The organism is Psychrobacter sp. CX14 (assembly GCF_057396205.2).
Genome location: NZ_CM183187.1, coordinates 1,896,971 through 1,920,511, shown reverse-complemented (window position 1 = coordinate 1,920,511; position 23,541 = coordinate 1,896,971). Strand labels below are relative to the sequence as shown.

The following is a 23,541-nucleotide window of genomic DNA, read 5'->3' as shown; positions in this document are numbered from 1 at the left end:
TAGATAAGTGTACTCTAAGGCACGCTAAAGCATATAAACTGAAGCGCATTTTAATCAAATTTAAATAATTTAATAGCCAATATTTGTTAGTTATTGTATGTTCAGTCGTTCTAGAGTTAAGTGCTAGCATCACTTTTAATTTATACGATTAACCATTACTTGACTGTAAAGATTTTCATAACCACCACCGATACGGACACCGCGAACGGGGGCTGCATCAAGATAGTCACGCCCTATAGCCACATAAACATGATTACTAGGCGTAAATAATTGGTTTGAGATATCAAAGGTATACCAATATCCATCTAGGTACGCTTCAGCCCAAGCGTGACTTGACATATGATTTTGATCAGGATCATAAATATAACCAGACACATAGCGCGCTGGAATGAGAAAGTCTCTTAGGCAACCTAAAAACACATGAGTATGGTCCTGACAAACACCCGCACCTATCTCAAAACTTTCTTTAGCAATCGTACCAACATGCGTTACATTAGGCGTGTAGGGCATTTGAGAAATGAGCGCCTTTGCAAACTCTTTAAGACTGTCATGATTCGGTGAAGTCAAATAAGGTGAAGCGAATTCACGCATTTCTGGTGAGCAAAAAGTGAGCGGTGTTTGAACGGTGAACAGTAAATAAGGAATCTCTCCAGTATCTTGTATGCTTTGAGTTGACGTATCAATTTCAACGACGCCAGATGCTTGCATCTGTAAATTATCATGCAACTCATTACGACTTAATGTGAACCAAGTATTGCCAAAGCCATCCTTTAAAGAGGTGGCAAGTTTCGGTAACATTACCGTCCATTCATGCACCGTTTGATGAGGTAAATGCATCGGCGACATTCTTATATATTGCACACTACGCTGAGCAAGCTCTGCATAATAATAATTCGTTTGATGATTAATATTGAGTTTCATAGTCTATACACCTTGCTGTAGTAAAGAGTTGAATTCTTGGCTTAATTGACTGTATTCATCATATGCTTGTGACTGCATTAATTGATTGGTCAATCGAATCAGCTCTCTCCATCGTGTATTTTGCGGTAAGTTGTTCACACACTCTTTAAAGTGGATACAGATATTAGTAACCTCTTCGCCCAACAACACCATACGTTCTAACTCTTCAAAGTAGCGACCCAGTTGCCAAAAGCAGGCGACCGTGGGATGCTCTTGCTTCATAGCAGCGTTACATGCCTTAAGCTGAAGGGTTGCCGCACGGTACGTGCCAGCACTTGAAAGGCGCTTAATTAAGTTATATAACTCAGCAGTATCTTTACCAAGCACACCTTTTGCTTCTTGAACATTGGCTTCAATCGCCTCGATAACACTTGGTATTTTTACGCTTTCTAAATCTTGCAATACACCTAGTATGGCGGACTTTGCGTTGTAATAATCGTTTTGCGAACTATCAGCATTAAAGCCTAGATGATCGACAAGTTTATTGATATCGGTATCATTTAGCTCATTTTTGATGAGTTTATTCATTACCGCATCGTAATAGTGCAATCGTTCACTATATCTACCTAACCAAACAAGATGATTGGCAGTAGACAGTAGCAGTATCATTGGTGCATCATCATTACTCTCATAACCCACTTCAACAGGATACGCGGTCACATTGCGATAGGTATGACGTGCCGCAATCGAGTCAATAATTAAATCTTTAGTGTCATTTTGCTGACTGCTATTGTTTGATACGCTAACAGAGTCATCGACAATCCAAGTATCTTTTACACCGCCACCTTGAGATGAGTTAACCACCAGCGATCCTTCAACCATTGCAACCCGAGTTAGACCCCCTGGGACAATGCCTACACTATTATCGCCATGGCTTAAGATAAAGGGACGTAGGTCAATGTGACGTGGAGATACCCCATCAGCTACAGTAGTAGGGTTGGTTGACAATGAAATAGTCGGCTGCGCCACAAATCCTGCTGGATTATCAAGTAAACGCTTACGATAATCCTCAATCTCTTGCTTAGTGGACGTCGGACCAATGAGCATGCCATACCCACCAGAGCCTTGAGTCTCTTTGACCACCAGTTTGTCAAGATTGCTCAACACATATTTGAGATCATCAGGCTTGCGACATTGGTAGGTAGTGACATTAGGCAGAATCGGATCTTCATCGAGATAAAACTTAATCATGTCGGGTACAAACGGATATAACCCTTTGTCATCTGCGACACCGGTACCTGGAGCATTGACAATGACTACATTGCCTGCACGGTAGGCGCTCATTAATCCTGAAACCCCTAGTATCGAATCAGACTTAAAGGCGAGGGGATCTAAAAAAGGATCATCAATACGGCGATAAATAATATCAACCTGTACTTTCCCGCGAATACCTTGCATGTACACCTTGCTATCTTCAACGATTAAATCGTAGCCGTGAACTAAGGGGACGTGCATCTCATTTGCTAAATAGGCATGCTCATAATAAGCACTGTTAAATCTGCCCGGTGTTAAAATAACGATTTGGGGATCGTACTTATCTGTAGAGCTTGCCAAACAAGCTTTAAGACGCTGCGGATAATCATCAACGCTTAAGACAGAAGCATTATGATATAGCTCTGGCAGTAGCATTTTGGATATGTTACGACTTTCAAGCATATAAGACACACCAGATGGGGTGCGCAAATTGTCTTCTAACACACAGAATTTGCCATCTTCATCACGAATTAAGTCGATACCACTGATATGCGAATAGATAGGTTTGTCTAATTTGATGTTCATCATCCACGGCTCATAGCAGCCACTGGCATAGACGTAAGAGTCTGGTACGACGCCAGCTTTCATAATATGCTGCTCATGATAAATATCATCCAAGAACATATTCAGCGCATTTATTCGCTGTTTGCAGCCTTTTTCAACCGTTTGCCATTCACTTAGACTGATTATCCTTGGGATGATATCAAAAGGTATCATCCGTTCAATATTTTGCGCATCGCTATAGACTGTAAAAGTAACGCCTTTTCTATAGAATATATCGGCCGCTTTGTCATTATACTGAGTCAGCTCATCAAGATTAGAGCTTTCTAACCAGTCACCTACTTTCTTAGCGACATCGCGATACTCTGATTCACTGGCTTTGACTTCATCATAGCTAGGTCGCTTAAAAAATTCAGTTGGATAATGCGACTGAGTCTGCGATTGGGTTTGAGACTGATCTTGTGATTGTCTTTGCGATTGATTCTGACTTTGCGACTGGCCTTCAGAATGAGATGTGTCTGTATCGTTTACACTGAAATTGCCGTTTGAATCGGGGATGCTATCAGGGATAACTGAATCAGGATAGTCTGAACGTGAAGTAGACTGATTTTGAGACTGAATACTATTTTTTGAAGATGCTTTTGAAGACATAATTAACTTCCTTTAAAGTCTAAAGCTTTTGTATCCTTACTTATTCATTATTAATATTATAATATCGTTTAAAGTAAGGAAAATCTAACATTGTTTAGGATATTTGCGTTTAGGCTCTTTGCCTTAGTATCAATATTGCATGCAAATTTCATTCCAAATATTGTTTTAAAATAGCCAGTAGTAAAAATTAAGATCGCAATACCCTAATATGGACGAAATATAAATGCTTAGCCTTTATAAAATATTAGTCATAATGTCACAATAATAGTATGACAGTGATTCTCAACTAGCACCAAAGGAGTATGATGTTAAACACAAACTATAAATCGGATTGTTTAAATACTCTAAGTTTTAAAGCCACACTTATAATGATGATTACCATATCAACTCTATTTATGAGTAGTTGTGTATCTATAATTAAAAATAATATTGCAAATATCGATACTAGTTATGATGATGTGACAACAGATGTTATTCGTAATTTTGGATATCCGATGTATCAAGGAGTAAGGCAAAAGGGCATGGTATTAATGGGGGATAAATATTCCTACTTAATTTCATCAGGTGACGAGGAACTTGAGCGGTTAATGACATTAGACTCTCATAACGTACAATTAAAACAACCTATTTTTGTTGATAAATACCCTGACAATAGCGTCAGAATAACCTTCAATGTCAAATTTACACCGTCATCTGATGATTTTAAAACAATGGCACACTCAGATTTTGAGTCGCTATGTCTTAATAATGATACGAACGTGCAAAATCTTTTAACGATTCAGTCGAATTTGGAATTAGTGTACGAGTGCCAACTGCATTTAGAAGGCGGTATGTACCAGCCATTAGCAACTGTTCAAGGCAGTTATAAATTGGATGACGGTATTGCAGCGAACATTCGATCGTTAAATAATGAAAGACTGCCAAACCAAGCTGAAGTAGGGGTGATTCCTAGGGGAGTGGTCGTAGAAGCTATTAATATCCCTCTACAACTATTAATCATAGGCAAGAATCTGGGCGGGTTATAATAGAACGACTGAATGATTATTTACTATTGAAAAACTCTGCACTCCTAAAGCGACTAGGTCATAAAGTTATAAAGAAGTATACATAAAAAAGTGAGCGATTAAACGCTCACTTTCAATTTTCAAATACTTTACAATATGAACACCCTAATTTATAGAATAGGTATTAGTTCAATATGCCATAGGCGATCAACGCATTTGCCACTCGCTTATATCCTGCGATATTAGCACCTGACATATAGTCAATGCAGTCATCACAACTAAACCCATATTCTTCAGCGGCAGCAGCCGAATCATCATGGATATTTTTCATAATAATTTGCAGCTGCTCGTCCACTTCATGGAAAGGACGGTACTGACGTACTGAGTTTTGAGACATCTCTAAACCAGATACGGCAACCCCGCCAGCATTTGCCGCTTTACCAGGGGCGTAATGCATCTTTTTCTCACGTACATAGTCGATGGCAGCAGCATCTAATGGCATGTTTGCGCCCTCTACCACGTAACGGATGCCATGCTCATACATATTCTTGGCATCGGCTTCTGTTACTTCATTTTGGGTGGCACAAGGGATAGCAATATCACCATCAAATTGCCATGGTTTTTGACCAGCTAGCCATTCACCGCCAAATTTCTCAACATATTCTTGTAGAGGTTTTCGGTTGCTCTTTTGCTGTTTAACCCATTCAATTTTCTCTTGGTTAAAGCCGTCAGCATCATACAAAGTACCTTTTGAATCAGACAAAGTGATGACTTTAGCGCCTAAGTTAAAGGCTTTTTCGGCTGCATGAACGGCAACGTTACCGGCACCAGAGACAAGAACTGTTTTATCGACAATCTTATCGTTACGTGCATTAAGCATGTTTTGTAAGAAGTACACAGCACCATAACCTGTGGCTTCTAAGCGACCTAAACTACCACCAAAGCCAACGCCTTTACCGGTCAATACACCGGTATATTCATGGCTTAAGTTTTTGTACATGGCAAACATATAGCTAACTTCTTTACCGCTGACACCAATATCACCTGCCGGCACATCCATATCTTTACCGATATAGTGGTGTAATTCACGGATAAAGGCATAACAGAAACGGCGTATCTCATTGTCTGATTTACCGTGAGGGTCAAAGTCAGAACCGCCTTTGGCTCCGCCCATCGGTAGACCGGTTAGCGCATTTTTGAAGATTTGTTCAAAACCTAAAAATTTTAACACTGATTCGTTAACGGTCGGGTGGAAGCGGATACCGCCTTTGTAAGGGCCTAGAGCATTATTAAATTGAACGCGCCAGCCTCGGTTGATTTGTACATTGCCGTTATCATCTTCCCAATTTATTCGAAAGCTAATAATACGGTCAGGCTCGGTCAGGCGTTCAAAAACTTTATATTTCGCATAGTTCGGATCACGATCATAAACAACGTCAATAGTGCTCGCTACCTCTTTAACTGCCTGAATAAATTCAGGTTGATGCGGATAACGTTCTTCAATGCGTTTAATGACGTCTTGCATGCTCATAAGCCCTTCCTTATTTAATCAAAGTACTACAGTGAAAATAACGTCAGTATAATTATCTGATCGACTATGAAAATTACCTGAAAGTTAATAAAAATTCAATAAACTTATCAATACGCATCGACCTATAACTTATATTTTTAACAATGTCTTAGTATTCGTTTAGTATAAACCCTCACCATCTTGTGGCTTTAGACGCAAGAAGTGGAAACCAGTTAAGATAGTAAAAATGCCTAAGATATAAAAAGTCGTATGGAAGGCAGTTAATGTCTCAAAATCAAAGCGATCATTAAACACAGACAGCAATGTTGCGCCTAATGCCAAGCCAAAACTGATGGCTAATTGTTGGTTAACCGTCATCAAGCTATTACCGCTACTGGTTTCCGGACCTTCTAAATCACCAATAGTAATCGTGTTCATAGCGCCAAATTGTAGCGAGTTACAGGCCCCCATAATGAATAGCACGGGTAGGAACCAGTACCAAGCGATAGAAGGGTTAAACTGCGCCAGCACAATAATAAGACCACCCATAAAGAAGGTGTTCACGATAAGCACTCGGCGATAGCTGAATTTTTTAACGATGGGGCTAATGAATGGTTTGATTAAAATAGCACCGGCTGCAATTGGGGTTAATAACCAGCCTGCCTGCGATGGGGTATAATGGAAAACTACCTGTAATAGTAATGGCAGCAAGTAGGGGATAGCACTGATACCCAGACGCGTAAATAAGTTACCAGCAATACCGACTCGGAAGGTGCGAACTGAGAACAAAGATAATGGAAATATCGCGTCTGACTTTTTACGGCGCGCATGAGCGACATATAATCCCAATAGCACGATTGAAACCACTGCCAAACCAAGACTTAAGCTCTCTTGGCCCGAGCGAGATATCATTTCTACCGCTAAAGTTAATAAGGCAGCGGCTAAAGCAAATAATATAAATCCTGTCCAATCTAACTTGCCAGCCTTCTCGGTGAAGTCAGGGATAAGTTTAAAGGCTAGCGCCAGTCCTATTAACCCCATAGGTACGTTGATTAAGAAAATCCAGTGCCAGCTTGCGTATTCAACCAAATAACCACCGATTAAGGGACCAATAAGCGGCGCAACTAAGGCAGGAATTAACGCATAGTTCATAACCGTTAATAACTTGCTACGTGGATAGGATTTAACCAATACCAAACGTGCAACTGGTGTCATCATCGCGCCGCCAATACCTTGGACTACCCGGAAGGCAACCAACGTTGATAGATTGGGCGAGAAGGCGCACAGCACAGAGCCTAAACAGAAGATGATAACTGCTAATAAGAATATTTTGCGTGTACCAAATTTATCTGCCAAAAATCCGCTGACTGGAATAAAGATAGCCAGAGTTAGGGCGTAACTAATAATTGTCCACTGCATTTTGAGCGGGGAGGCATCTAAAGCGACTGCCATCTGCGGTAAGGCCGTGTTTAAAATAGTCGAGTCCAAAATTTGCATAAATAAGGCAACAGCAAGGACGGCTGGTAACCATTTTTCTTGTATAGGACTCAATATAGAGTTTGAAAAATCTTGAGAGTTAGGTGAGGTTTCTGACATAGGACGTCCAAAGGATGTGTTATCTGAGAGTAAGGGTTATCAAAATTATAGGAACTATTCATACAACTACGCTAGACAACCACAACCTATTCAAACAATACTCACGCTCATTAACCTAATTTTGTGAACCCAGTGAACAGCATATGCTTAATACATACCCTGGCCATCATCAGAATTAAGGCGTAAGAAATAGAGACCCGAGAGAATGGTCGTGATGCCCATTACCCAAAAGGTGCTGCTAAAGGCCAGTGTGGTCTCAAAGTTAAAGCGGTCACTAAAGACAACCAACACTGCTGCCCCAAAGGCCAAACCAAAGCTCATCGCGAGCTGCTGGTTAACGGCCATTAAGCTATTGCCGCTACTGGTCTGTGTGCCTTTAAGGTCGCCAATAGTAATAGTATTCATCGCACTAAACTGTAATGAGTTACAACCACCCATAATGAATAGTACAGGCGCGAGCCAATACCACGGCATTGTGGCGTCGAAATAACCGATAGAGATAATTAGTAGACCGAGCAAGGTAGTGTTTGCCACCAAGACTTTACGATAAGTAAATTTGCGAATAATTTTACTAACCCAAGGCTTTACTGTCATTGAGCCGGCAGCAATGGGCATTAGTAACCAGCCTGCCTGCGACGGCGTATAACCAAAGGCAACCTGTAGTAACAACGGCATTAAATAGGGCACCGCACTGATACCTAAGCGGGTAAATAAGTTACCCGTAATGCCAACCTTGAAGGTACGTATAGAGAATAACGACAACGGGAATAACGGTGACTTAACACGCTTAGCATGCCAAACATAAACGCCCAATAGCGCAATACCAATAATAATCATGGTGACACCTAGCAAGGTATCTTCTGGTCTAGAGACCATCTCAACCGCCAAGGTTAATAAAGCGGCTGCAAAAGCGAATAATCCAAATCCAGTCCAGTCAAATTTAGCGACCAGTTCGGTTAAGTTAGGAACAAATTTAACCCCGATAATCAGACCTAGAATACCCATCGGGATATTAATCAAAAATATCCAAGGCCAACTGGCGTACTGTACGATATAACCGCCCAATAATGGACCAATTAACGGTGCAATCAGCGCAGGTATTACTGCATAGTTCATAACCGTTAGTAATTTATTGCGCGGATAAGACTTAAACAAGATAAGTCGCGCAACTGGCGTCATCATTGCACCACCAATACCTTGCAGTACTCGAGAGGCTACTAAGAAATCCAGTGTCGGTGATAACGCGCACAGTAAAGAGCCGAGCACAAAGATAACAATTGAAGAGAAAAACACCTTACGGGTGCCATATTTATCTGCTAAAAATCCGCTCACCGGAATAAAAATTGCCAAGGTTAACGCATAGCTAATAACTGCCCACTGCATTTTTATAGGTGATTCGCCAAGTGCGATGGCCATTTTGGGTAATGCGGTATTTAAAATAGTCGCATCCAAAATTTGCATGAACAAAGCTACTGCCATCACAAAGGGCAGGAATTTGTACTGCGAAGGAGTAAGCGTCACCTTAGGTTCTGTGCTATTCGTTGACGTTTGGGTTACGGGCGCTTCTTGGGCTGAATTATTAGACATAAGATTGCGACCTAATGGTTTAAGGCTGTTTATTTATCGGTAAACATAGCAAGGCCACATATTATCATGAAGCCTGCCCGCAATATTTAGTGTTAATGTTAGTGAGCTTACACTTTGGATTGAAACTTTAAATGACTTTTTTATTTCAAAATTTGCATATAAACCTGGTATTTAACTTTGGAATTTTATTAATCATCCCATTTAATCAGTAATTGCCCCTAAGCGAACACTGATAGCGTCGATTATTTTATCTGGTCTTTTAACCCAAATGCCGTGCTGATTGCCTTTAAGATCAGCATCAAGCTTAACTCTAATAATTTTAGAATGTGCACATAGTTCGGCTAGGTGTTTGGTAGCTGATAAGGGCGCATAATCATCCCCTATAATATTGATATATAGTCCATGACCTTTGCTACTGTCCATTTTCTGGGTGATAAAATCAAATTTACCAGTGAGCGCAGTTCGGCACCAATTTTGCATCATAGTTTTGGCTTCACGCTCTCCCATACCTATCTTATAACCTGGCAGAAATCCATATAAGCTTATCAAAGATTGAATCACGGCAACCGCCGACAATATCCTAATACGTCCACGACCTTTCCAGCTTTTATAATAGGTACTACCACAAGCGATACCTATAACAGGTACATTGTGAATGGCAGAATAAATAGTACCAAGATGCCCACCTAGACTATGACCTATTAAAACGATATCATTGTCAGGCGTATGGTCTTTGGCTATTTGAACTAAATCATGCACAAAATGATTCACCAGCTCATCGTAGCCATAATCAATGCCACGTTTTATATGTGGCGTATTTTCACCGCAATTTGGATAATCGGCACTGATAACAGTAAACCCTTTTTCAGTTAAACCATTTATAAGCTTGCTATATTTTCGTAAGGGAACGCCTACTGCATTTAGAAATATGATGGTTATTTTTGATGCTTTATCGATTAATGCTTGGTTTGAGCTGAGTTCAGTCGATTCAGTTGATAAGGAAGATATTTTTACGTTGACAGGGTAGGCGCCATTAGTAGTTTCAAATAGAAAACTGCTCATAGTAGATTGTCCTTAATCTTGTTTTAAGCAATCATAGCATTATAAAATTCATAATTAAGATAATTTATTACTCAATCGCATTAATATACTTTAAAAACCCCCTGTCTTAGGAGACTTATGTACAAGCCAGCATTATTATCAAGGTTGTCAGATTGATCATATACTCGTACTAAACCAGATTTCAGCAAGAACATACTTTTTACTGCTTGGCCTTTGCTATAAATACGCTGGTTCTTATCAAATTTGATTAGCGGTAATTTTGGTAATGGATTGATTGACTCAATGAGTTTAGTGATATGTCGCTCATTCATATCAGGAAAATACAGCGAGAATAGCTCTTTTAAATAATTATCCATTACTATCAATTCCTTGTGTGGAGCTTATCAATAAAATTTAGTATAGCTACTCGGCACTGTAGCTATTTATTTTCTAAATCAGTTAATAAAGATGCCATTAAAATAAACTAATTAGGACTTACGCAAAATACGATTTCACGGATTTAAAAGCGACTGGTTATTATTTATGGGGCGTCTGGCTCAACCTCTAGAGGATTCTTAATAATTACCAGTTGTCATAAAATCTACTCGTGCTAAGGTCTTACAAATGAGCTTACTAACTATTCAAAACAATTGGTTTAAAAAACTGTACTGCTTTTGATGTATTGAGAGACTATCATCCTATAATAGTATTGCTAACAGATCGTTAATAAAAATTAGGACAAAATTATGAACACCACTTCTATTAATGAATCAAACAAACAGTCAAGTAATCAGACCACTATTAGCAATACCGACTATACACTGCCAAAAGTATGGCAGCCTGTTGAAGGCAATGGTGGTAAGTTTGCCAATACAAACAAGTCAACGGCGGGTGCTCGCCAGAAGCAAACCTTGCCTGTGGGTGATAAGCCCTTACAGCTGTATTCACTGAACACGCCTAATGGTGTGAAGGTGAATATTTTATTAGAGGAGTTGGCAGAGTTAGGTATTCAAGGAGCGGCGTACGATGCCTATAAAATAGATATTATGGAGGGCGATCAATTTGGGTCTGATTTTGTCGATATCAACCCTAACTCGAAGATTCCCGCTTTGGTTGACTATAGTGACAAACAACATCCAGTGAAATTATTTGAATCGGGTGCTATCTTAATGTATTTGGCAGATAAGTTTCAGAATTTTGCCCCTGATGCCTCGGATAAAAAGAAGCATGCTACCTTTTTAAGCTGGGTAATGTGGCAAATGGCGAGTGCGCCTTATGTGGGCGGCGGCTTTGGTCACTTCTTTAACTATGCACCGTATCCGATGCAGTATCCGATTGATCGCTTTACGATGGAGACTAAGCGTCAGTTAGACCTACTAGATAAGCATCTGGCCAATAACGAGTACATGATTGGTGATGGAGATGATAACTATAGTATCGTCGATATGCTTATTTGGCCATGGTATGGTCGTTTGGTACTAGATGAGTCGTACGAGCGAGCAGGGGAGTTCTTACAAGTAGATGAGTATACGCATCTACAGCAATGGGCGAAGCAAATTGCGAGCCGTCCCGCCGTTCAGCGAGCGGTTAACCTTGAGCTTAAGCCTTTATCATGAAGGGCGTTAAGCATGTATAAAGAGACGTAGGTGGATGTTTTTAAAGATAATTTTAAAATAATCCACCTATTTAAAATTGTTGTGTTATACTAGCGCCTTGCTGATTGATAACATCGCCCGCAATTGTCGTCTGGAGAAGACACCTTTTAAAATTGTTGCCGATGATTTTGTTATTAGCCTAACGAATGACATATTGTCATGCTTAGCTAATATACTCACGGTAACAACCACCAAAATACGTCGTTAACCTGTACATTGGATGTACTGCTTAATCGAACGCTTATCTGTGTTGTGCCTAAAACCTTAACCGATCATTTCTGCCATCAGCATTGGCAACCTATTCGTGACGGTAATTTAATGGACACACATTTATGTCAAATTTAGACACCCTTCTTAACACTGCTGCAGACGAAGCCCAAGGTATTATTAAAGCTGATGATGATTTAAGCTTTGTAGACCTAGAGCTAGCGCCAGAATTAATCGATGCGCTTACCGCTAGTGGCTACACCATGCCTACCCCAATTCAAGCACAAGCTATTCCACCTGCTATGGCCGGTCGTGACTTATTACTGTCTGCCCAAACCGGTAGTGGTAAAACAGCTGCTTTCGTATTGCCGATGCTTGATAAAATCATTCGTGAAAAAGCAACCAACAAAGTTGTGCATACTGTTATTCTAACGCCGACCCGTGAACTTGCTAACCAAGTTAGCGACAGCGTTCGTCAGTATAGCTCAAAAACTCGTAACATCTTTAGTGTGCCTCTAGTAGGCGGCGCGCCTTACGGCGGTCAAATTCGTGCACTTAATAAAGGTGTTCAAGTTATTATTGCAACGCCAGGTCGTTTCATCGATCACATGAACTCAGGTCGTATCGACTTATCAGAACTAGACATTCTAATTCTTGATGAAGCCGATCGCATGTTAGACATGGGCTTTGCAGACGATATCGAAAAAGTAATGTCAGCGGCACCAAAAACCCGTCAAACTATTATGTGTTCTGCAACTTGGGATGGTCCAGTAGGTAAAATCGCTGCCAGTTTCACCAACAACCCAGAACGTATCGATATTAAAGCAGAAACGAAGCATATTGATGAGTCTGTGTATTATGCAGATGATTTTAATCATAAAAACCGTCTTCTAGATGCACTATTGACTCAAAAAGATGTGAATCAAGCGATTATCTTCGCTGCTACCAAACGTAGCTGTGAGACATTAGCTAAGAGCCTAAAAGAGCAGGGCCATAAAGCCAGCTTCTTACATGGTGATTTACCACAAGCCAAGCGTAGCCGCATCATTAATGATGTGAAAGCGGGAAAAATCACTATCCTAGTAGCAACTGACGTTGCTGCTCGTGGTATTGATGTGAGCGGTATTACTCACGTATTCAACTATGACTTACCACGTCAAACAGAAGATTATGTGCATCGCATCGGTCGTAGTGGTCGTGCCGGCCGTACCGGTATTGCAATCAACATCTGTAGTATCGATGACCGTCCACAACTTGAAGCCATCAACCGTTATTTAAAACGTACGATGTCAGTAGAAGAAATCGAGGGCATGGAGCCTAAGAAAAACACTAAAGATATGAAAGTTGGTAGTGGTGCCGGTCGTGGTCGTGGCGGTAATCGCCGCGGTGGTAACGGTGGTGGTCAACGCCGTGGTGGAAACGCTGGCGGTGGCTATCGTGGTAAAACAGGCGATAACGCTTCTGGCGAAAAACGTGGTGCAGGCGCAGGTACGGGTCGTCCGAGTGGCAAGCCAGCCGGTCGCCGCTTCGGTGGTAAACCTGCCGGTGCAGGTACTGGCAAACCAGGTGGCCAACGCCGCAGTGGACCAGCTCGCTCAGGCGAAGGCCGTCCAGCCCGCCGTAGCAACAATGGCTAGTTAATCGGCTCATACTGATTAACCGGTTATAAAAAAGACCAACTTTAACGAGTTGGTCTTTTTTTATGCCTGATAGATAATAAGGCTTACGGTTAACAGGGAACCCATTTAACTCGCTACTGATAAACCATATATTATGAAGTGAGCTTATTTATGTATGTTGGGTGTTCAAAGTGTGCCTTATTTTGTAATCAACAATAAATATTCGATTCCAGGTGCGATGGCGCAAGCGGATTTTGAAAATGCGTTGAGGCAGATTTATCAAGAATCGTTAGATAGTGCTATAGGGGTTAATGCTACTAGCTGTAATATTAAAGGCAAATAGTAGCTCCTATTAAATCAACAACCTTTCTAGATAAGATGACTGTCTGAATCACTTTTAGAAAGCACCTCCCAGATGATGCCAAACTTTTTGCATCATCTATTACTAGAATTTTTACCTGAATACTTTAACTGGTTTTGCAACAACAGTTGATTGATGATGTATCTGCTTCTAACTGACTGTCATTACTCTATCTTAGAAGTCCAACTAGCCTGCCTATCAATCACTATAAAAATTAGCTTAATCACGACTAAGCTATATAACAGGAGGTAAAGACCAAACCAAAGAATATAGTTCCAATTTTTAGCAATAAAAACAGTTGAGTAACTGATACTGATGAAGGGCGCCGTTTCCATTAATCCTAGCAGCATGGATGATAATATGAGCCAAAAAAGAAAGAGGGTGTATTGAACACCCTCCCATGAAGACTTGATAAGTGCGGTACCACAAAATGTGATTAATAACAGAAAGCTGCTAATGATAACTAAAATAAAAACAGAGCCGCCAGTGCCTTGCAACTGTGAGATTTGATATAAATCATCTTCTACAATATAAGATGAAATAGTTAATCCGCCACCAGACTCAACGTAGAGGCTGGTTATAAATAACAGCAACGTTAATAGCACCAAGCCTAATCTTAATACCATAAATATGGAAACCCTTAAAGTATGACCCAGCTAGAGCAGCCTAACACTGCGGATAACCCACACCGACCTCAACCATCTCAATACGTGAGTCATCAATGCTGCCATCTTTAGGGTTATAAGCATGCACAGCTAACCCGCCCATAGCAGTCTCTTTATATTTATCCATCATGTCCTCTCCAGTCGCTTTCATCGTAGCGATTGCCTTATCTAATGAGACATGATGCTCGCCATCACCACGCGCGGCAAGTCGCGCTGCGTTAATAGCTTTCACCGCAGCCATCGCATTACGCTCAATACAAGGTACTTGAACCAGCCCGCCGATAGGGTCACAGGTTAAGCCTAAATTATGCTCAATGCCAATTTCTGCCGCATTAGTAGACTGCTCAGGCGTTAATCCCAGTACTTCTGCAAGACCTGATGCCGCCATAGCACATGCAGAGCCAACTTCACCCTGACAGCCGACTTCTGCGCCAGAGATAGAAGCATTTTCTTTGATAATAGTGCCAATCGCTGCTGCAGCCAGTAAGAATTTCCGAGCGCCTTGTTGACTGTAACCAGGAATAAAGTCGCGATAATAATGCATCACTGCAGGGATAATGCCAGCCGCGCCATTTGTCGGTGCAGTGACCACACGGCCGCCATTGGCATTCTCTTCATTGACAGCTAGCGCATATAAATCGACCCAGTCCATCGCCATTAATTTATCTGAATCATTACGAATATCTTTTTGTTCTTGTAACAACTCTTGATGCAGTTTTTTAGCACGGCGTCTTACCTTTAGACCACCTGGCAGAATACCTTCGCCGTTACAGCCGTTGCGCACGCACTCTTGCATCACATTCCAGACTGCATCTAAATGCCCATTGATAGCAGTTTCGTCGCGAATTGCTAATTCGTTTGCCATCATTACTTCGCTGATACTTAGATTATGGGCTTCACACTGATTCAATAATTGCTGACCCGTTTTAAATGGATAGGGTACACGGCTATCGCTAGTAATGGCGACACTGTCAGCAGAGGTGTCTGATTCAAGCTTGATACCTAAGGTATCATCTAAGATGTCTTTTGTTGCTTGTTGGCTGCTGGTCGTATATTCATCTTCAGTAGCAACAAAACCGCCACCAATAGAGTAATAGATACGGCTTATTTGTTCACCATCTTGAGTAAAAGCCGTAAAGCTCAAACCATTTGGGTGATGTGGCAAATTTGTCTGCGGGTGCCACACAATATCGGTATCGTAGTCAAAGCGTAGCGGGTAGCTATGCGCCAAATCTAAAGTCTTTTCGTTAAAGACCGGCGCCAGATAATCGGCGACTTTGGTGGTATCAATATTGTCCGCTTTAAAGCCAAGTAAACCAAGGATACAGGCGGTATCGGTCGCGTGCCCTTTACCAGTAGATGCTAACGAGCCGAATAAGTCCACTTGAATGCGGCTAATCTCTTCTAAGGAATAGTGCTTAGCGACCTCATCAATGAACCTACCAGCGGCGACCATAGGCCCCATGGTATGTGAGCTTGATGGACCAATACCAATTTTGAACATATCAAATAAACTAATCATTTTTGCTGCATCCTTAACTATTATTCTGTATTTATATATACAAATATTGATGATTATTATAACTAATTGTTGGCAGTAACGATAATGCTTTAGTTATTTAGGGTTCGTCCTTATCTTAAGTTAGTAGGTGTATGGTAATGTTGCTGTCGTGGATCGCTCGTAATTTGTTACAATATGCCTAATTGGCTGTCAGTTACCGGTAAGGATTTGGGCAGCTTATCTTTTATTTGTCTAATATTGAAGGACAGTTTATGAAATTTTCAGCATTTAGAAATATAACCACAATTGCTGCAGGCGCCGTATTGCTTGCTGCTTGCAATCAAAGCCCATCTACGGATACCGAAACGGCAGCAGACGCTACATCGAACAGCAGCTCAGATTTACTGGAGCGTATCACCAATGGTGGCACCATTAATGTGGGCACAGAAGGTACATACCCTCCTTATACTTTCCATGATGAGCAAAACAATTTAACCGGCTATGACGTTGAGGTTACTCGCGCTGTAGCGGATAAGCTTGGGGTAACGGTCGATTTTAAAGAAACCCAGTGGGATGCGATGCTTGCCGGCCTAGATGCTAAGCGCTTTGATATGGTGGCTAACCAAGTGGCATTGACCACACCTGAGCGCCGAGCGAAGTATGATATCTCTGAGCCTTATAACTGGTCTGGTGCTGCAGTATTGGCACCTAAGTCAGACAGCCGTTTTAACTCTTGGGAATCATTGAAAGGATTAAAATCAGCCCAATCACTAAGCAGTAACTACGGTGAGTTGGCTCAGAAATATGAAGCAGAAGTCGTACCTGTTGACGGTATGGCTCAAGCGATTGAGCTGGTTAAACAGGGCCGTGCTGATGTTACGTTAAATGACCAATTGGCGATTCTTGATTACTTAAATAAATTCCCAAACAGTGATCTTGAAATAAAACTGGTTGCACCAGCCGAAGAGAAAAATGGCTCAGGTATTGTGATGTTAAAAGGCAATGACGCAGTATTAGACAAAGTGAATGAGGCCATGACCGAACTTCACGAAGATGGTACATTGACCCGCTTAAGCGAAAAATACTTCGGTGCGGACGTTAGCAAAAAATGATGTCATCACTGCTAACCGCTTTAAAAAGTCTGCTCGCCATGCTGCCCTTTATGTCGCCTGCGCGGGCTGAGATTGTGGTGCAGTCTTTTTGGCCGATGCTAAAAGGGGCTATTTACTACTCAATACCACTGGCGATTGCGTCGTTTATTATTGGAATGTGTATTGCACTAGTAGTAGCACTGATTCGCATTGTGCCACGCAATGCATTATGGCATAAGATTGCGTATCGCTTCGCACGGGTGTATGTGTCTGCGATTCGCGGTACGCCAATGTTGGTCCAGCTGTTTATCATTTTCTACGGTCTGCCCAGTATTGGAGTGAAGCTCGAGCCATTCCCTGCAGCAATCATTGCTTTCTCACTAAATATTGGTGCTTATGCCTCTGAAACAGTGCGTGCGTCTATATTATCGATACCTAAAGGCCAATGGGAAGCTGGCTCGACAGTTGGGCTTACCTACTTGCAGACCTTTCGTCATGTTATCTTGCCGCAAGCGTTGAGAGTATCTGTGCCGCCGCTGTCTAACACCTTTATCAGTTTGGTCAAAGATACGTCATTGGCCTCGCTTATTTTAGTAACAGAGATGTTTAAGCAAGCGCAGATTATTACGGCGCGTAACTACGAGTTTATGCTGGTGTATACCGAGGCTGCGCTAATTTATTGGGTTATTTGTCTGCTATTAAGCACCGCGCAAAGCCGAATAGAAACCCGTTTGGAACGCTATGTGGCCAAGTAAGCAGCATTGATGCGAAATAGTGTTTATCAGGATAAGACAATGATAAAAATAACCAATATCCAAAAAGCCTTTGCTGATAACGAAGTATTAAAAGGCATTGACTTAAATATCGAAAAGGGCAGTGTGGTGGTCATACTCGGGCCTTCTGGCTCTGGTAAAACCACCTTTTTAAGATGTCTCAATGCGCTTGAAGTACCAGAGAAGGGCGTTATTGAATTCACAGACGACAGCTTAAAAGTTGATTTTGAGGCTAATCCATCTAAACAGCTAATGCGCAAACTTCAAAAAAAATCTGGCATGGTGTTTCAATCGTATAATCTATTCCCTCATAAAACAGCGTTAGAAAACCTTATGTTAGGGCCGGTGGTCGCTCAAGGTAAAGACAAACAAGAAACTCGGCAAAAGGCGTTAAAACTCCTTGATAAGGTAGGTCTTTCAGACAAAGTAGATTTATATCCCTTTCAATTATCAGGTGGTCAACAACAGCGAGTGGGGATTGCACGAGCCCTTGCAATAGAGCCTGATTTATTATTGTTTGATGAACCCACTTCTGCACTAGATCCAGAGCTGGTCAATGAGGTATTAAAAACCATGCAACAGCTCGCAGCTGAAGGTTGGACAATGGTTGTTGTGACCCATGAAATTAACTTTGCTCGTAATGTCGCTGATGTGGTGATGTTAATGGAAGATGGCTATGTCGTTGAAGTCGGTCCACCTGAGCAACTGTTTGAGCACTCTAAACATCCTCGAACCAGAGCGTTTTTACAGCGTATTAAGGTTTAGTGAAGATTTCATTCATAAATTGAGTTATTTGACAGATTGTACTAAATAGTAAAGTTGGATTATCAACTGATGCCCTTAAACGGTATTTGATAATATGATGACAAACAGACGAAATGGATTTCGTCTTAATAAACTGGATACATAGTTAGTTTGACTAACGTCACACTTCGAATACCAACACTTCAACTAAAATCTCAAGTTATCCGCCTTATTCCCTCCATAACTTATTAACAAAACCTTTTAATAGCAGGATTGCTCTTACTTTAAGCTCTGAAGACATTAGGTAAGTAATATTTATTAAAATATTTTAACGCCAACTTGCAAATCTTTAATATACGTCCTTGACTCTTAGAGCTTATACTATTGTGTACCGGATATTAAATTTTTCGGTATAACGTTAAGATATATTTATTAATATTTAAAAAAAGAACTGATTAATTAATAAAAATAAGGATTTTACAATATGAAAGAGTATAAATTAATTATTAATGGAAATTTAGTCGATACCACTGACTATTTTGATGTAATAAACCCAGCTGATAAATCTGTTGTTGCGCGAGCTCCATTAGCGACTGAAAAAGAGTTAAATGACGCTGTTGCTGCTGCAAAAGAAGCTTTTCCTAGTTGGTCGGCGTTGGAACATTCAGAGCGTCGTGAGATGTTATTAAAGCTTGCTGATGCGGTTGAAGAGAATGCCGATGAGTTGAAAACTCTACTAACCAAGGAACAGGGTAAACCATTAAAAGGGTTTGGTGATTTAGGTGCAGGATTTGAGTTTGATATGACTCTAAACTGGATCCGTACGACAGCAGATTTTGAATTACAGCCTGAAATTATTGAGGACAATGATACTTATAGAGTAGAGGTACACCATAAACCGTTAGGTGTTGTCGGCTCTATCACACCATGGAACTTCCCTTTAATGATTAGCATATGGCACATCATTCCGGCTATGCTAGCAGGTAATACTGTAGTAATGAAACCCTCAGAAATGACGCCTTTAACTATGCTGCGCTTTGGAGAAATTGCTCAAAAAGTTCTTCCTCCTGGTGTGCTAAATATTGTTTCGGGTGCAGGTGAGCTTGGTTCATTTATAACAGGTCATGAAGATATACGTAAAATTGTATTTACGGGCTCCACTCCTACGGGTAAAGCTATCATGAAAAGTGCCTCAGGTAACTTAAAACGATTAACGCTCGAGCTTGGTGGTAATGATGCTGGTATCGTGTTGGACGATGTGGATGTTGAAGAAGTCGCTCCTAAGATTTTCGGTTCTTCATTTATCAACAACGGACAAACTTGTGCTGCACTAAAACGTTTATACGTGCACGAATCTGTACATGATGAGTTATGTGAAGCGCTTACTAAGATCGCAACTAGTATGAAAAATGGTAACGGTTTAGAGGATGATACCGACTTAGGCCCCCTTCAAAACGAAAAGCAACTTAATATTGTTAAAGATCTCGCGGAAGATGCCAAGAAACAAGGGGCAACTTTCCTTTGTGGTGGTGAAATCGTTAATGAAGAAGGTTTCTTCTATCCACCAACACTGGTTAGCAATATTAAAGACGGTACTAAACTGGTGGATACTGAACAGTTCGGTCCTATATTACCCATTATTAAATTTAGCACCATTGAAGAAGCTCTTGAGGGTGCAAATGGCCTTGAGATTGGCCTTGGAGGTTCTGTTTGGTCAAAAGATCTGGTTAAAGCCAATGAAGTCGCTGAGAAAATGGAATGTGGTACAGTTTGGATTAACAACCATGCTGCGGTATTACCGATAGCGCCTTTTGGGGGTGTCAAGCAGTCAGGTTTCGGTGTTGAATTTGGTGAAGAAGGGTTAGCTGAATACACTTCTGTTCACACGATTCATACTTATAAATAATTCATTTATGATTCGATGGCTTTTTTTGTTGATCGTTTTAAATCATTGAATTGTTTTTAAATAAAAAAGGGTTAGTGCCTTTAGGCACTAACCCTTTTTTATTTTGCCTCAACCCCTGTCTAAATGATAAAGAAAGAGAAAAAAAGGTTAGTCAATCCAGAAAATTGTCAGGCATTAGAGCGTTATTTTTCTGTATGAGATATACGTTTTTCTGCTTGTCATTACTTTTGCAGTAAAAAGTTTGCCAATAATCTTTTAGCGCCTTCAGTAGCAAAGGACTCTGGGTGGAATTGAACGCCTTGAATAGGGTAGTCTTTATGACGCAGCCCCATAATTTCCTCACCATTCTTCACGCACTCTATTAAGCTTTGATTGGCATAAGCCTCATTAGAGACAACAGAGGTAACCTCTAGGCACTGAGGTAAAGTATCGGCTTTGACCATCAATGAATGATAACGCATGATGTCGATGTCTTGTGGCAAACCATTATAAACACCTTGTTGATTATGACGAATAGGGGAGGTTTTACCATGCATGGGCACGCCAGCACGTATCACATCTCCACCGAACACATGGGCAATGCCTTGCATACCTAAGCACACGCCTAATAGTGGTATGGTTGGGCCAAGCTCACGAATTACTTCAGCGCAAACACCAAAATAGGCTGGGTCATCTGGAGAGCCTGGGCCAGGGGAAATAATAATGCGATCGTAATTGGCATTTTTTATATCCTCTAAGCTGACCTCATTGTTACGCTTGACCGTTACTTGAGCCGCACTGTTTTGTGCCAATTCTGTCTGTAATATTTCGCCCACATATTGATATAAATTAAAGGTAAATGAGTCGTAGTTGTCTATGATAAGTACATTCATGGGTAGTCCTTGAAGATTTAGCTGTGTCTTTTTTTAACACTAAGATTTGGGTTGATTGAGAGTCAGGTTAGCTATTTGAACCCTCTTTATTGATAAAACTATCTAGTACCACTTTCATCGCAGATAATTTGCGCTGAATCTCCAAATACTCATCTTCAGGGTTTGAGTCATAGACGTTACCCCCGCAAGTTTGCGCATATGCCGTTTCGCCATTGATAAATAGACTGCGAATAGGAATTGCAAAAATACAGTCACCATTGAAATTAAATGAACCAAGCGCACCGCCGTAAGCACCGCGGCCATCGGGTTCTAATTCGTTAATAATTTTAATCGCTTCAATCTTTGGCGCACCTGATAACGTGCCAGCAGGAAAGTTGCTTGCCAATGCAGTAAACATATCCTCGTCTGGATGCAAAATACCCACAATCTCAGAGGAGATGTGTTGTACGTGTGAATAGCGTTTGATATCCATCAAGTTGCGGACTTTTACGGTACCAAAACGTGCCACTCGGCCAATGTCATTGCGGTGTAAATCAACCAGCATGTTGTGCTCGGCAATCTCTTTGGCATCGTTTAGTAGGGCACGAGCAAGTTGACGGTCTTCCACCTCATCTTTGCCACGCTTGGCGGTACCTGCCAGCGGGTAGGTTTCCATCTCACCTTGACGTAAGCGGAATAATAACTCAGGTGAGGCACCGATAATGCGCTGCTCGCCAAATTTCATAAAGTACATGTGCGGTGACGGATTCACCTGACGCAGCTTTTCATAGATAGGAATATGATCGCCGCTGATTTTATAGTTAGACTTAAACCCCACCTCGCACTGGAAGATACGCCCTGAGATAATATCTTCTTTAACCTGCATAACCGCTTTGGCATGCTGCTCGCGGCTCATTCCATCGCCTAAGAACTCAATATCCGGGTCAGTGTAGGCTGGCACCTCTTGTTGTAATAGCGCCTGAACCTTCTCAACACGGTTGTCTTGTTGCTCGGTTGGATAATAGAAATAGAAGATTTCACCGGTCATCTTATCGAGCGTCAGCCCATCTAAATAGACACCAAACTTAAAAGCTTCAAAATGCTCACTGGCTTTGGCATTCAAGCTTGGCTCAAAAAAGTTAACGCTGTCATAACCAAGATAACCAACGAGCCCGCCAGTCTGCTCACGGGCGATAACATGCTGCGGGGTAATGGTGCGTAGTAGTTGATACGGATTTTCGGTTGTAAAGTCAGTTACCTCACCGTTTTTATTATCAGTAATACGTAGGGTGTTACGATCAGGAGCGGCTACCGTCATTATTGGCGAGAAGCCAATCGCATGATGACGTGCCATATGACCTTCTGCGCCCAAAGACTCAAGCAAATAACAGGTATCAAACTCGGCTTCAATACGCTTAAACAGCTCAAAGAAGTCAATATCTTGGGTAAGCTTGATACGTATGGGTTTACTTGGAATATTAATAGGATGTGGCTGATTAGAAGTCGCTGTACTCATAAAGAATGTCCAAAATAGTGGCTAAAGTATTTAAATTTAAGGGTTAACCTATTAATTGTTATTAGGTACCTTTTGCATCGGGTTTGCTCTGTCGGTGCGTGGTCAATAATTTATAAATAGCATTATTATCTTGCTGCTGTAAGGCTTTAGCGCCTCGTGATACGGTAGCAATACCAACTCCTAATTGCTGCGAGATAGCGCGCTGGGTGATGCCTTGCTCTAATAAATCAAAGATACGAATACGATTGGCAATGTCTTGTTGCTCTTTGTCCGTCAGTAGCGCAGACAATACCGCATCAATCTCCTCATCTTGTGTAAGCTGAGATAAATGGGTCAGTAGGCTTTGATACGCTAAATTATGGGTTGTCATAATAAATCACTGTCTGTTAAATTTAATCAAAGATAGATATCTCTCGTCGTTATGTTTCAGTATTCTAGTACAGTAGTACGATAATGTAAACCTTAAATATCATAAATAGTTGATATATAGATGGGATATAGGCGCCATAAAAAAGGCAACCGTATTGGCTGCCTTAATGTTACTAATC

General features: G+C 41.1%; 20 protein-coding genes. 8 read left to right on the top strand and 12 right to left on the bottom strand.

Features of this window, described 5'->3' with window-relative positions:
- Positions 1-135: 135 nt before the first annotated feature.
- Together AC2SLO_RS07760 and AC2SLO_RS07755 are read right to left on the bottom strand one after the other, a co-directional pair.
- Positions 136-921, bottom strand: a complete 786-nt coding sequence (locus tag AC2SLO_RS07760) for a transglutaminase family protein (protein WP_486541161.1) — start codon at positions 919-921, stop codon at positions 136-138.
- Between the two features lie 3 nt (positions 922-924).
- Positions 925-3,366, bottom strand: a complete 2,442-nt coding sequence (locus AC2SLO_RS07755) for a circularly permuted type 2 ATP-grasp protein (protein WP_486541159.1) — start codon at positions 3,364-3,366, stop codon at positions 925-927.
- A 305-nt stretch (positions 3,367-3,671) separates the two neighbouring features.
- Between AC2SLO_RS07755 and AC2SLO_RS07750 the strand changes: the two genes are divergently transcribed.
- Positions 3,672-4,391 (top strand): YidX family protein, encoded by a 720-nt coding sequence (locus AC2SLO_RS07750; protein WP_486541157.1) that lies wholly within the window; start codon positions 3,672-3,674, stop codon positions 4,389-4,391.
- Between the two features lie 163 nt (positions 4,392-4,554).
- Here AC2SLO_RS07750 and gdhA read toward each other — a convergent pair whose 3' ends face one another.
- The 5 genes from gdhA to AC2SLO_RS07725 all read right to left on the bottom strand — a co-directional run bounded on the left by gdhA (position 4,555) and on the right by AC2SLO_RS07725 (position 10,481).
- Positions 4,555-5,901 (bottom strand): NADP-specific glutamate dehydrogenase, encoded by a 1,347-nt coding sequence (gene gdhA, locus AC2SLO_RS07745; RefSeq protein WP_486541155.1) that lies wholly within the window; start codon positions 5,899-5,901, stop codon positions 4,555-4,557.
- A 159-nt stretch (positions 5,902-6,060) separates the two neighbouring features.
- Entirely contained in the window at positions 6,061-7,476 is a 1,416-nt protein-coding gene (locus tag AC2SLO_RS07740; protein WP_486541153.1) for a DHA2 family efflux MFS transporter permease subunit, read from the bottom strand.
- A 147-nt stretch (positions 7,477-7,623) separates the two neighbouring features.
- The gene (locus AC2SLO_RS07735) at positions 7,624-9,063 is read right to left on the bottom strand and encodes a DHA2 family efflux MFS transporter permease subunit (protein WP_486541151.1); all 1,440 of its coding nucleotides are present in this window, start codon (positions 9,061-9,063) and stop codon (positions 7,624-7,626) included.
- A 201-nt stretch (positions 9,064-9,264) separates the two neighbouring features.
- Positions 9,265-10,125 carry an alpha/beta fold hydrolase gene (locus AC2SLO_RS07730; RefSeq protein ID WP_486541150.1) on the bottom strand — a complete coding sequence of 287 codons (861 nt, stop codon included), beginning with the start codon at positions 10,123-10,125 and terminating at the stop codon, positions 9,265-9,267.
- An 80-nt stretch (positions 10,126-10,205) separates the two neighbouring features.
- Entirely contained in the window at positions 10,206-10,481 is a 276-nt protein-coding gene (locus AC2SLO_RS07725) for a hypothetical protein (RefSeq protein WP_486541149.1), read from the bottom strand.
- Positions 10,482-10,850: 369 nt separating this feature from the next.
- On the opposite strand from AC2SLO_RS07725, the gene yghU reads away from it, so the two are divergent.
- From yghU to AC2SLO_RS07710, 3 genes are all read left to right on the top strand, one after another.
- Positions 10,851-11,720, top strand: a complete 870-nt coding sequence (gene yghU / locus AC2SLO_RS07720; RefSeq protein WP_486541147.1) for a glutathione-dependent disulfide-bond oxidoreductase — start codon at positions 10,851-10,853, stop codon at positions 11,718-11,720.
- Between the two features lie 371 nt (positions 11,721-12,091).
- A complete protein-coding gene (gene csdA, locus AC2SLO_RS07715; protein WP_486541145.1) occupies positions 12,092-13,603 on the top strand; it encodes a DEAD/DEAH box helicase CsdA in 1,512 nt (503 codons plus the stop codon).
- Between the two features lie 157 nt (positions 13,604-13,760).
- Complete coding sequence (locus tag AC2SLO_RS07710) at positions 13,761-13,928, top strand: hypothetical protein (protein WP_486541143.1); 168 nt, start codon at positions 13,761-13,763, stop codon at positions 13,926-13,928.
- 182 nt (positions 13,929-14,110) lie between these two features.
- Here the strand turns inward: AC2SLO_RS07710 and AC2SLO_RS07705 are convergent, their stop codons facing one another.
- Together AC2SLO_RS07705 and AC2SLO_RS07700 are read right to left on the bottom strand one after the other, a co-directional pair.
- Entirely contained in the window at positions 14,111-14,572 is a 462-nt protein-coding gene (locus AC2SLO_RS07705) for a hypothetical protein (RefSeq protein ID WP_486541141.1), read from the bottom strand.
- Between the two features lie 40 nt (positions 14,573-14,612).
- Complete coding sequence (locus AC2SLO_RS07700; protein ID WP_486541139.1) at positions 14,613-16,133, bottom strand: L-serine ammonia-lyase; 1,521 nt, start codon at positions 16,131-16,133, stop codon at positions 14,613-14,615.
- A 251-nt stretch (positions 16,134-16,384) separates the two neighbouring features.
- Here AC2SLO_RS07700 and AC2SLO_RS07695 point away from each other — a divergent pair, with 251 nt between their 5' ends.
- The 4 genes from AC2SLO_RS07695 to AC2SLO_RS07680 all read left to right on the top strand — a co-directional run bounded on the left by AC2SLO_RS07695 (position 16,385) and on the right by AC2SLO_RS07680 (position 20,626).
- Positions 16,385-17,224, top strand: a complete 840-nt coding sequence (locus AC2SLO_RS07695) for an amino acid ABC transporter substrate-binding protein (protein WP_486541137.1) — start codon at positions 16,385-16,387, stop codon at positions 17,222-17,224.
- On the top strand, positions 17,221-17,958 hold the full coding sequence (locus AC2SLO_RS07690) for an amino acid ABC transporter permease (RefSeq protein WP_486541135.1): 738 nt from the start codon (positions 17,221-17,223) through the stop codon (positions 17,956-17,958). Before AC2SLO_RS07695 ends, AC2SLO_RS07690 begins: the two co-directional genes overlap by 4 nt.
- Before the next feature lie 39 nt (positions 17,959-17,997).
- A complete protein-coding gene (locus tag AC2SLO_RS07685) occupies positions 17,998-18,741 on the top strand; it encodes an amino acid ABC transporter ATP-binding protein (protein WP_486541133.1) in 744 nt (247 codons plus the stop codon).
- Positions 18,742-19,204: 463 nt separating this feature from the next.
- Positions 19,205-20,626 carry an aldehyde dehydrogenase family protein gene (locus tag AC2SLO_RS07680; protein WP_486541131.1) on the top strand — a complete coding sequence of 474 codons (1,422 nt, stop codon included), beginning with the start codon at positions 19,205-19,207 and terminating at the stop codon, positions 20,624-20,626.
- 221 nt (positions 20,627-20,847) lie between these two features.
- On the opposite strand, the gene AC2SLO_RS07675 is transcribed toward AC2SLO_RS07680, so the two are convergent.
- From AC2SLO_RS07675 to AC2SLO_RS07665, 3 genes are all read right to left on the bottom strand, one after another.
- Positions 20,848-21,498, bottom strand: coding sequence for an anthranilate synthase component II (locus AC2SLO_RS07675; RefSeq protein WP_486541129.1), 651 nt, complete (start codon positions 21,496-21,498; stop codon positions 20,848-20,850).
- A 67-nt stretch (positions 21,499-21,565) separates the two neighbouring features.
- Positions 21,566-22,993 (bottom strand): anthranilate synthase component I family protein, encoded by a 1,428-nt coding sequence (locus tag AC2SLO_RS07670; RefSeq protein WP_486541127.1) that lies wholly within the window; start codon positions 22,991-22,993, stop codon positions 21,566-21,568.
- 61 nt (positions 22,994-23,054) lie between these two features.
- Positions 23,055-23,363 (bottom strand): Trp family transcriptional regulator, encoded by a 309-nt coding sequence (locus tag AC2SLO_RS07665; RefSeq protein WP_486541125.1) that lies wholly within the window; start codon positions 23,361-23,363, stop codon positions 23,055-23,057.
- Positions 23,364-23,541 lie beyond the last annotated feature (178 nt).

Excerpts from the sequence above, each read along its gene's own strand:
- AC2SLO_RS07760 (WP_486541161.1), bottom strand. The coding sequence starts at position 921 with ATGAAACTCAATATTAATCATCAAACGAATTATTATTATGCAGAGCTT.
- AC2SLO_RS07755 (WP_486541159.1), bottom strand. The coding sequence starts at position 3,366 with ATGTCTTCAAAAGCATCTTCAAAAAATAGTATTCAGTCTCAAAATCAG.
- AC2SLO_RS07750 (WP_486541157.1), top strand. The coding sequence starts at position 3,672 with ATGTTAAACACAAACTATAAATCGGATTGTTTAAATACTCTAAGTTTT.
- gdhA (WP_486541155.1), bottom strand. The coding sequence starts at position 5,901 with ATGAGCATGCAAGACGTCATTAAACGCATTGAAGAACGTTATCCGCAT.
- AC2SLO_RS07740 (WP_486541153.1), bottom strand. The coding sequence starts at position 7,476 with ATGTCAGAAACCTCACCTAACTCTCAAGATTTTTCAAACTCTATATTG.
- AC2SLO_RS07735 (WP_486541151.1), bottom strand. The coding sequence starts at position 9,063 with ATGTCTAATAATTCAGCCCAAGAAGCGCCCGTAACCCAAACGTCAACG.
- AC2SLO_RS07730 (WP_486541150.1), bottom strand. The coding sequence starts at position 10,125 with ATGAGCAGTTTTCTATTTGAAACTACTAATGGCGCCTACCCTGTCAAC.
- AC2SLO_RS07725 (WP_486541149.1), bottom strand. The coding sequence starts at position 10,481 with ATGGATAATTATTTAAAAGAGCTATTCTCGCTGTATTTTCCTGATATG.
- yghU (WP_486541147.1), top strand. The coding sequence starts at position 10,851 with ATGAACACCACTTCTATTAATGAATCAAACAAACAGTCAAGTAATCAG.
- csdA (WP_486541145.1), top strand. The coding sequence starts at position 12,092 with ATGTCAAATTTAGACACCCTTCTTAACACTGCTGCAGACGAAGCCCAA.
- AC2SLO_RS07710 (WP_486541143.1), top strand. The coding sequence starts at position 13,761 with ATGTTGGGTGTTCAAAGTGTGCCTTATTTTGTAATCAACAATAAATAT.
- AC2SLO_RS07705 (WP_486541141.1), bottom strand. The coding sequence starts at position 14,572 with ATGGTATTAAGATTAGGCTTGGTGCTATTAACGTTGCTGTTATTTATA.
- AC2SLO_RS07700 (WP_486541139.1), bottom strand. The coding sequence starts at position 16,133 with ATGATTAGTTTATTTGATATGTTCAAAATTGGTATTGGTCCATCAAGC.
- AC2SLO_RS07695 (WP_486541137.1), top strand. The coding sequence starts at position 16,385 with ATGAAATTTTCAGCATTTAGAAATATAACCACAATTGCTGCAGGCGCC.
- AC2SLO_RS07690 (WP_486541135.1), top strand. The coding sequence starts at position 17,221 with ATGATGTCATCACTGCTAACCGCTTTAAAAAGTCTGCTCGCCATGCTG.
- AC2SLO_RS07685 (WP_486541133.1), top strand. The coding sequence starts at position 17,998 with ATGATAAAAATAACCAATATCCAAAAAGCCTTTGCTGATAACGAAGTA.
- AC2SLO_RS07680 (WP_486541131.1), top strand. The coding sequence starts at position 19,205 with ATGAAAGAGTATAAATTAATTATTAATGGAAATTTAGTCGATACCACT.
- AC2SLO_RS07675 (WP_486541129.1), bottom strand. The coding sequence starts at position 21,498 with ATGAATGTACTTATCATAGACAACTACGACTCATTTACCTTTAATTTA.
- AC2SLO_RS07670 (WP_486541127.1), bottom strand. The coding sequence starts at position 22,993 with ATGAGTACAGCGACTTCTAATCAGCCACATCCTATTAATATTCCAAGT.
- AC2SLO_RS07665 (WP_486541125.1), bottom strand. The coding sequence starts at position 23,363 with ATGACAACCCATAATTTAGCGTATCAAAGCCTACTGACCCATTTATCT.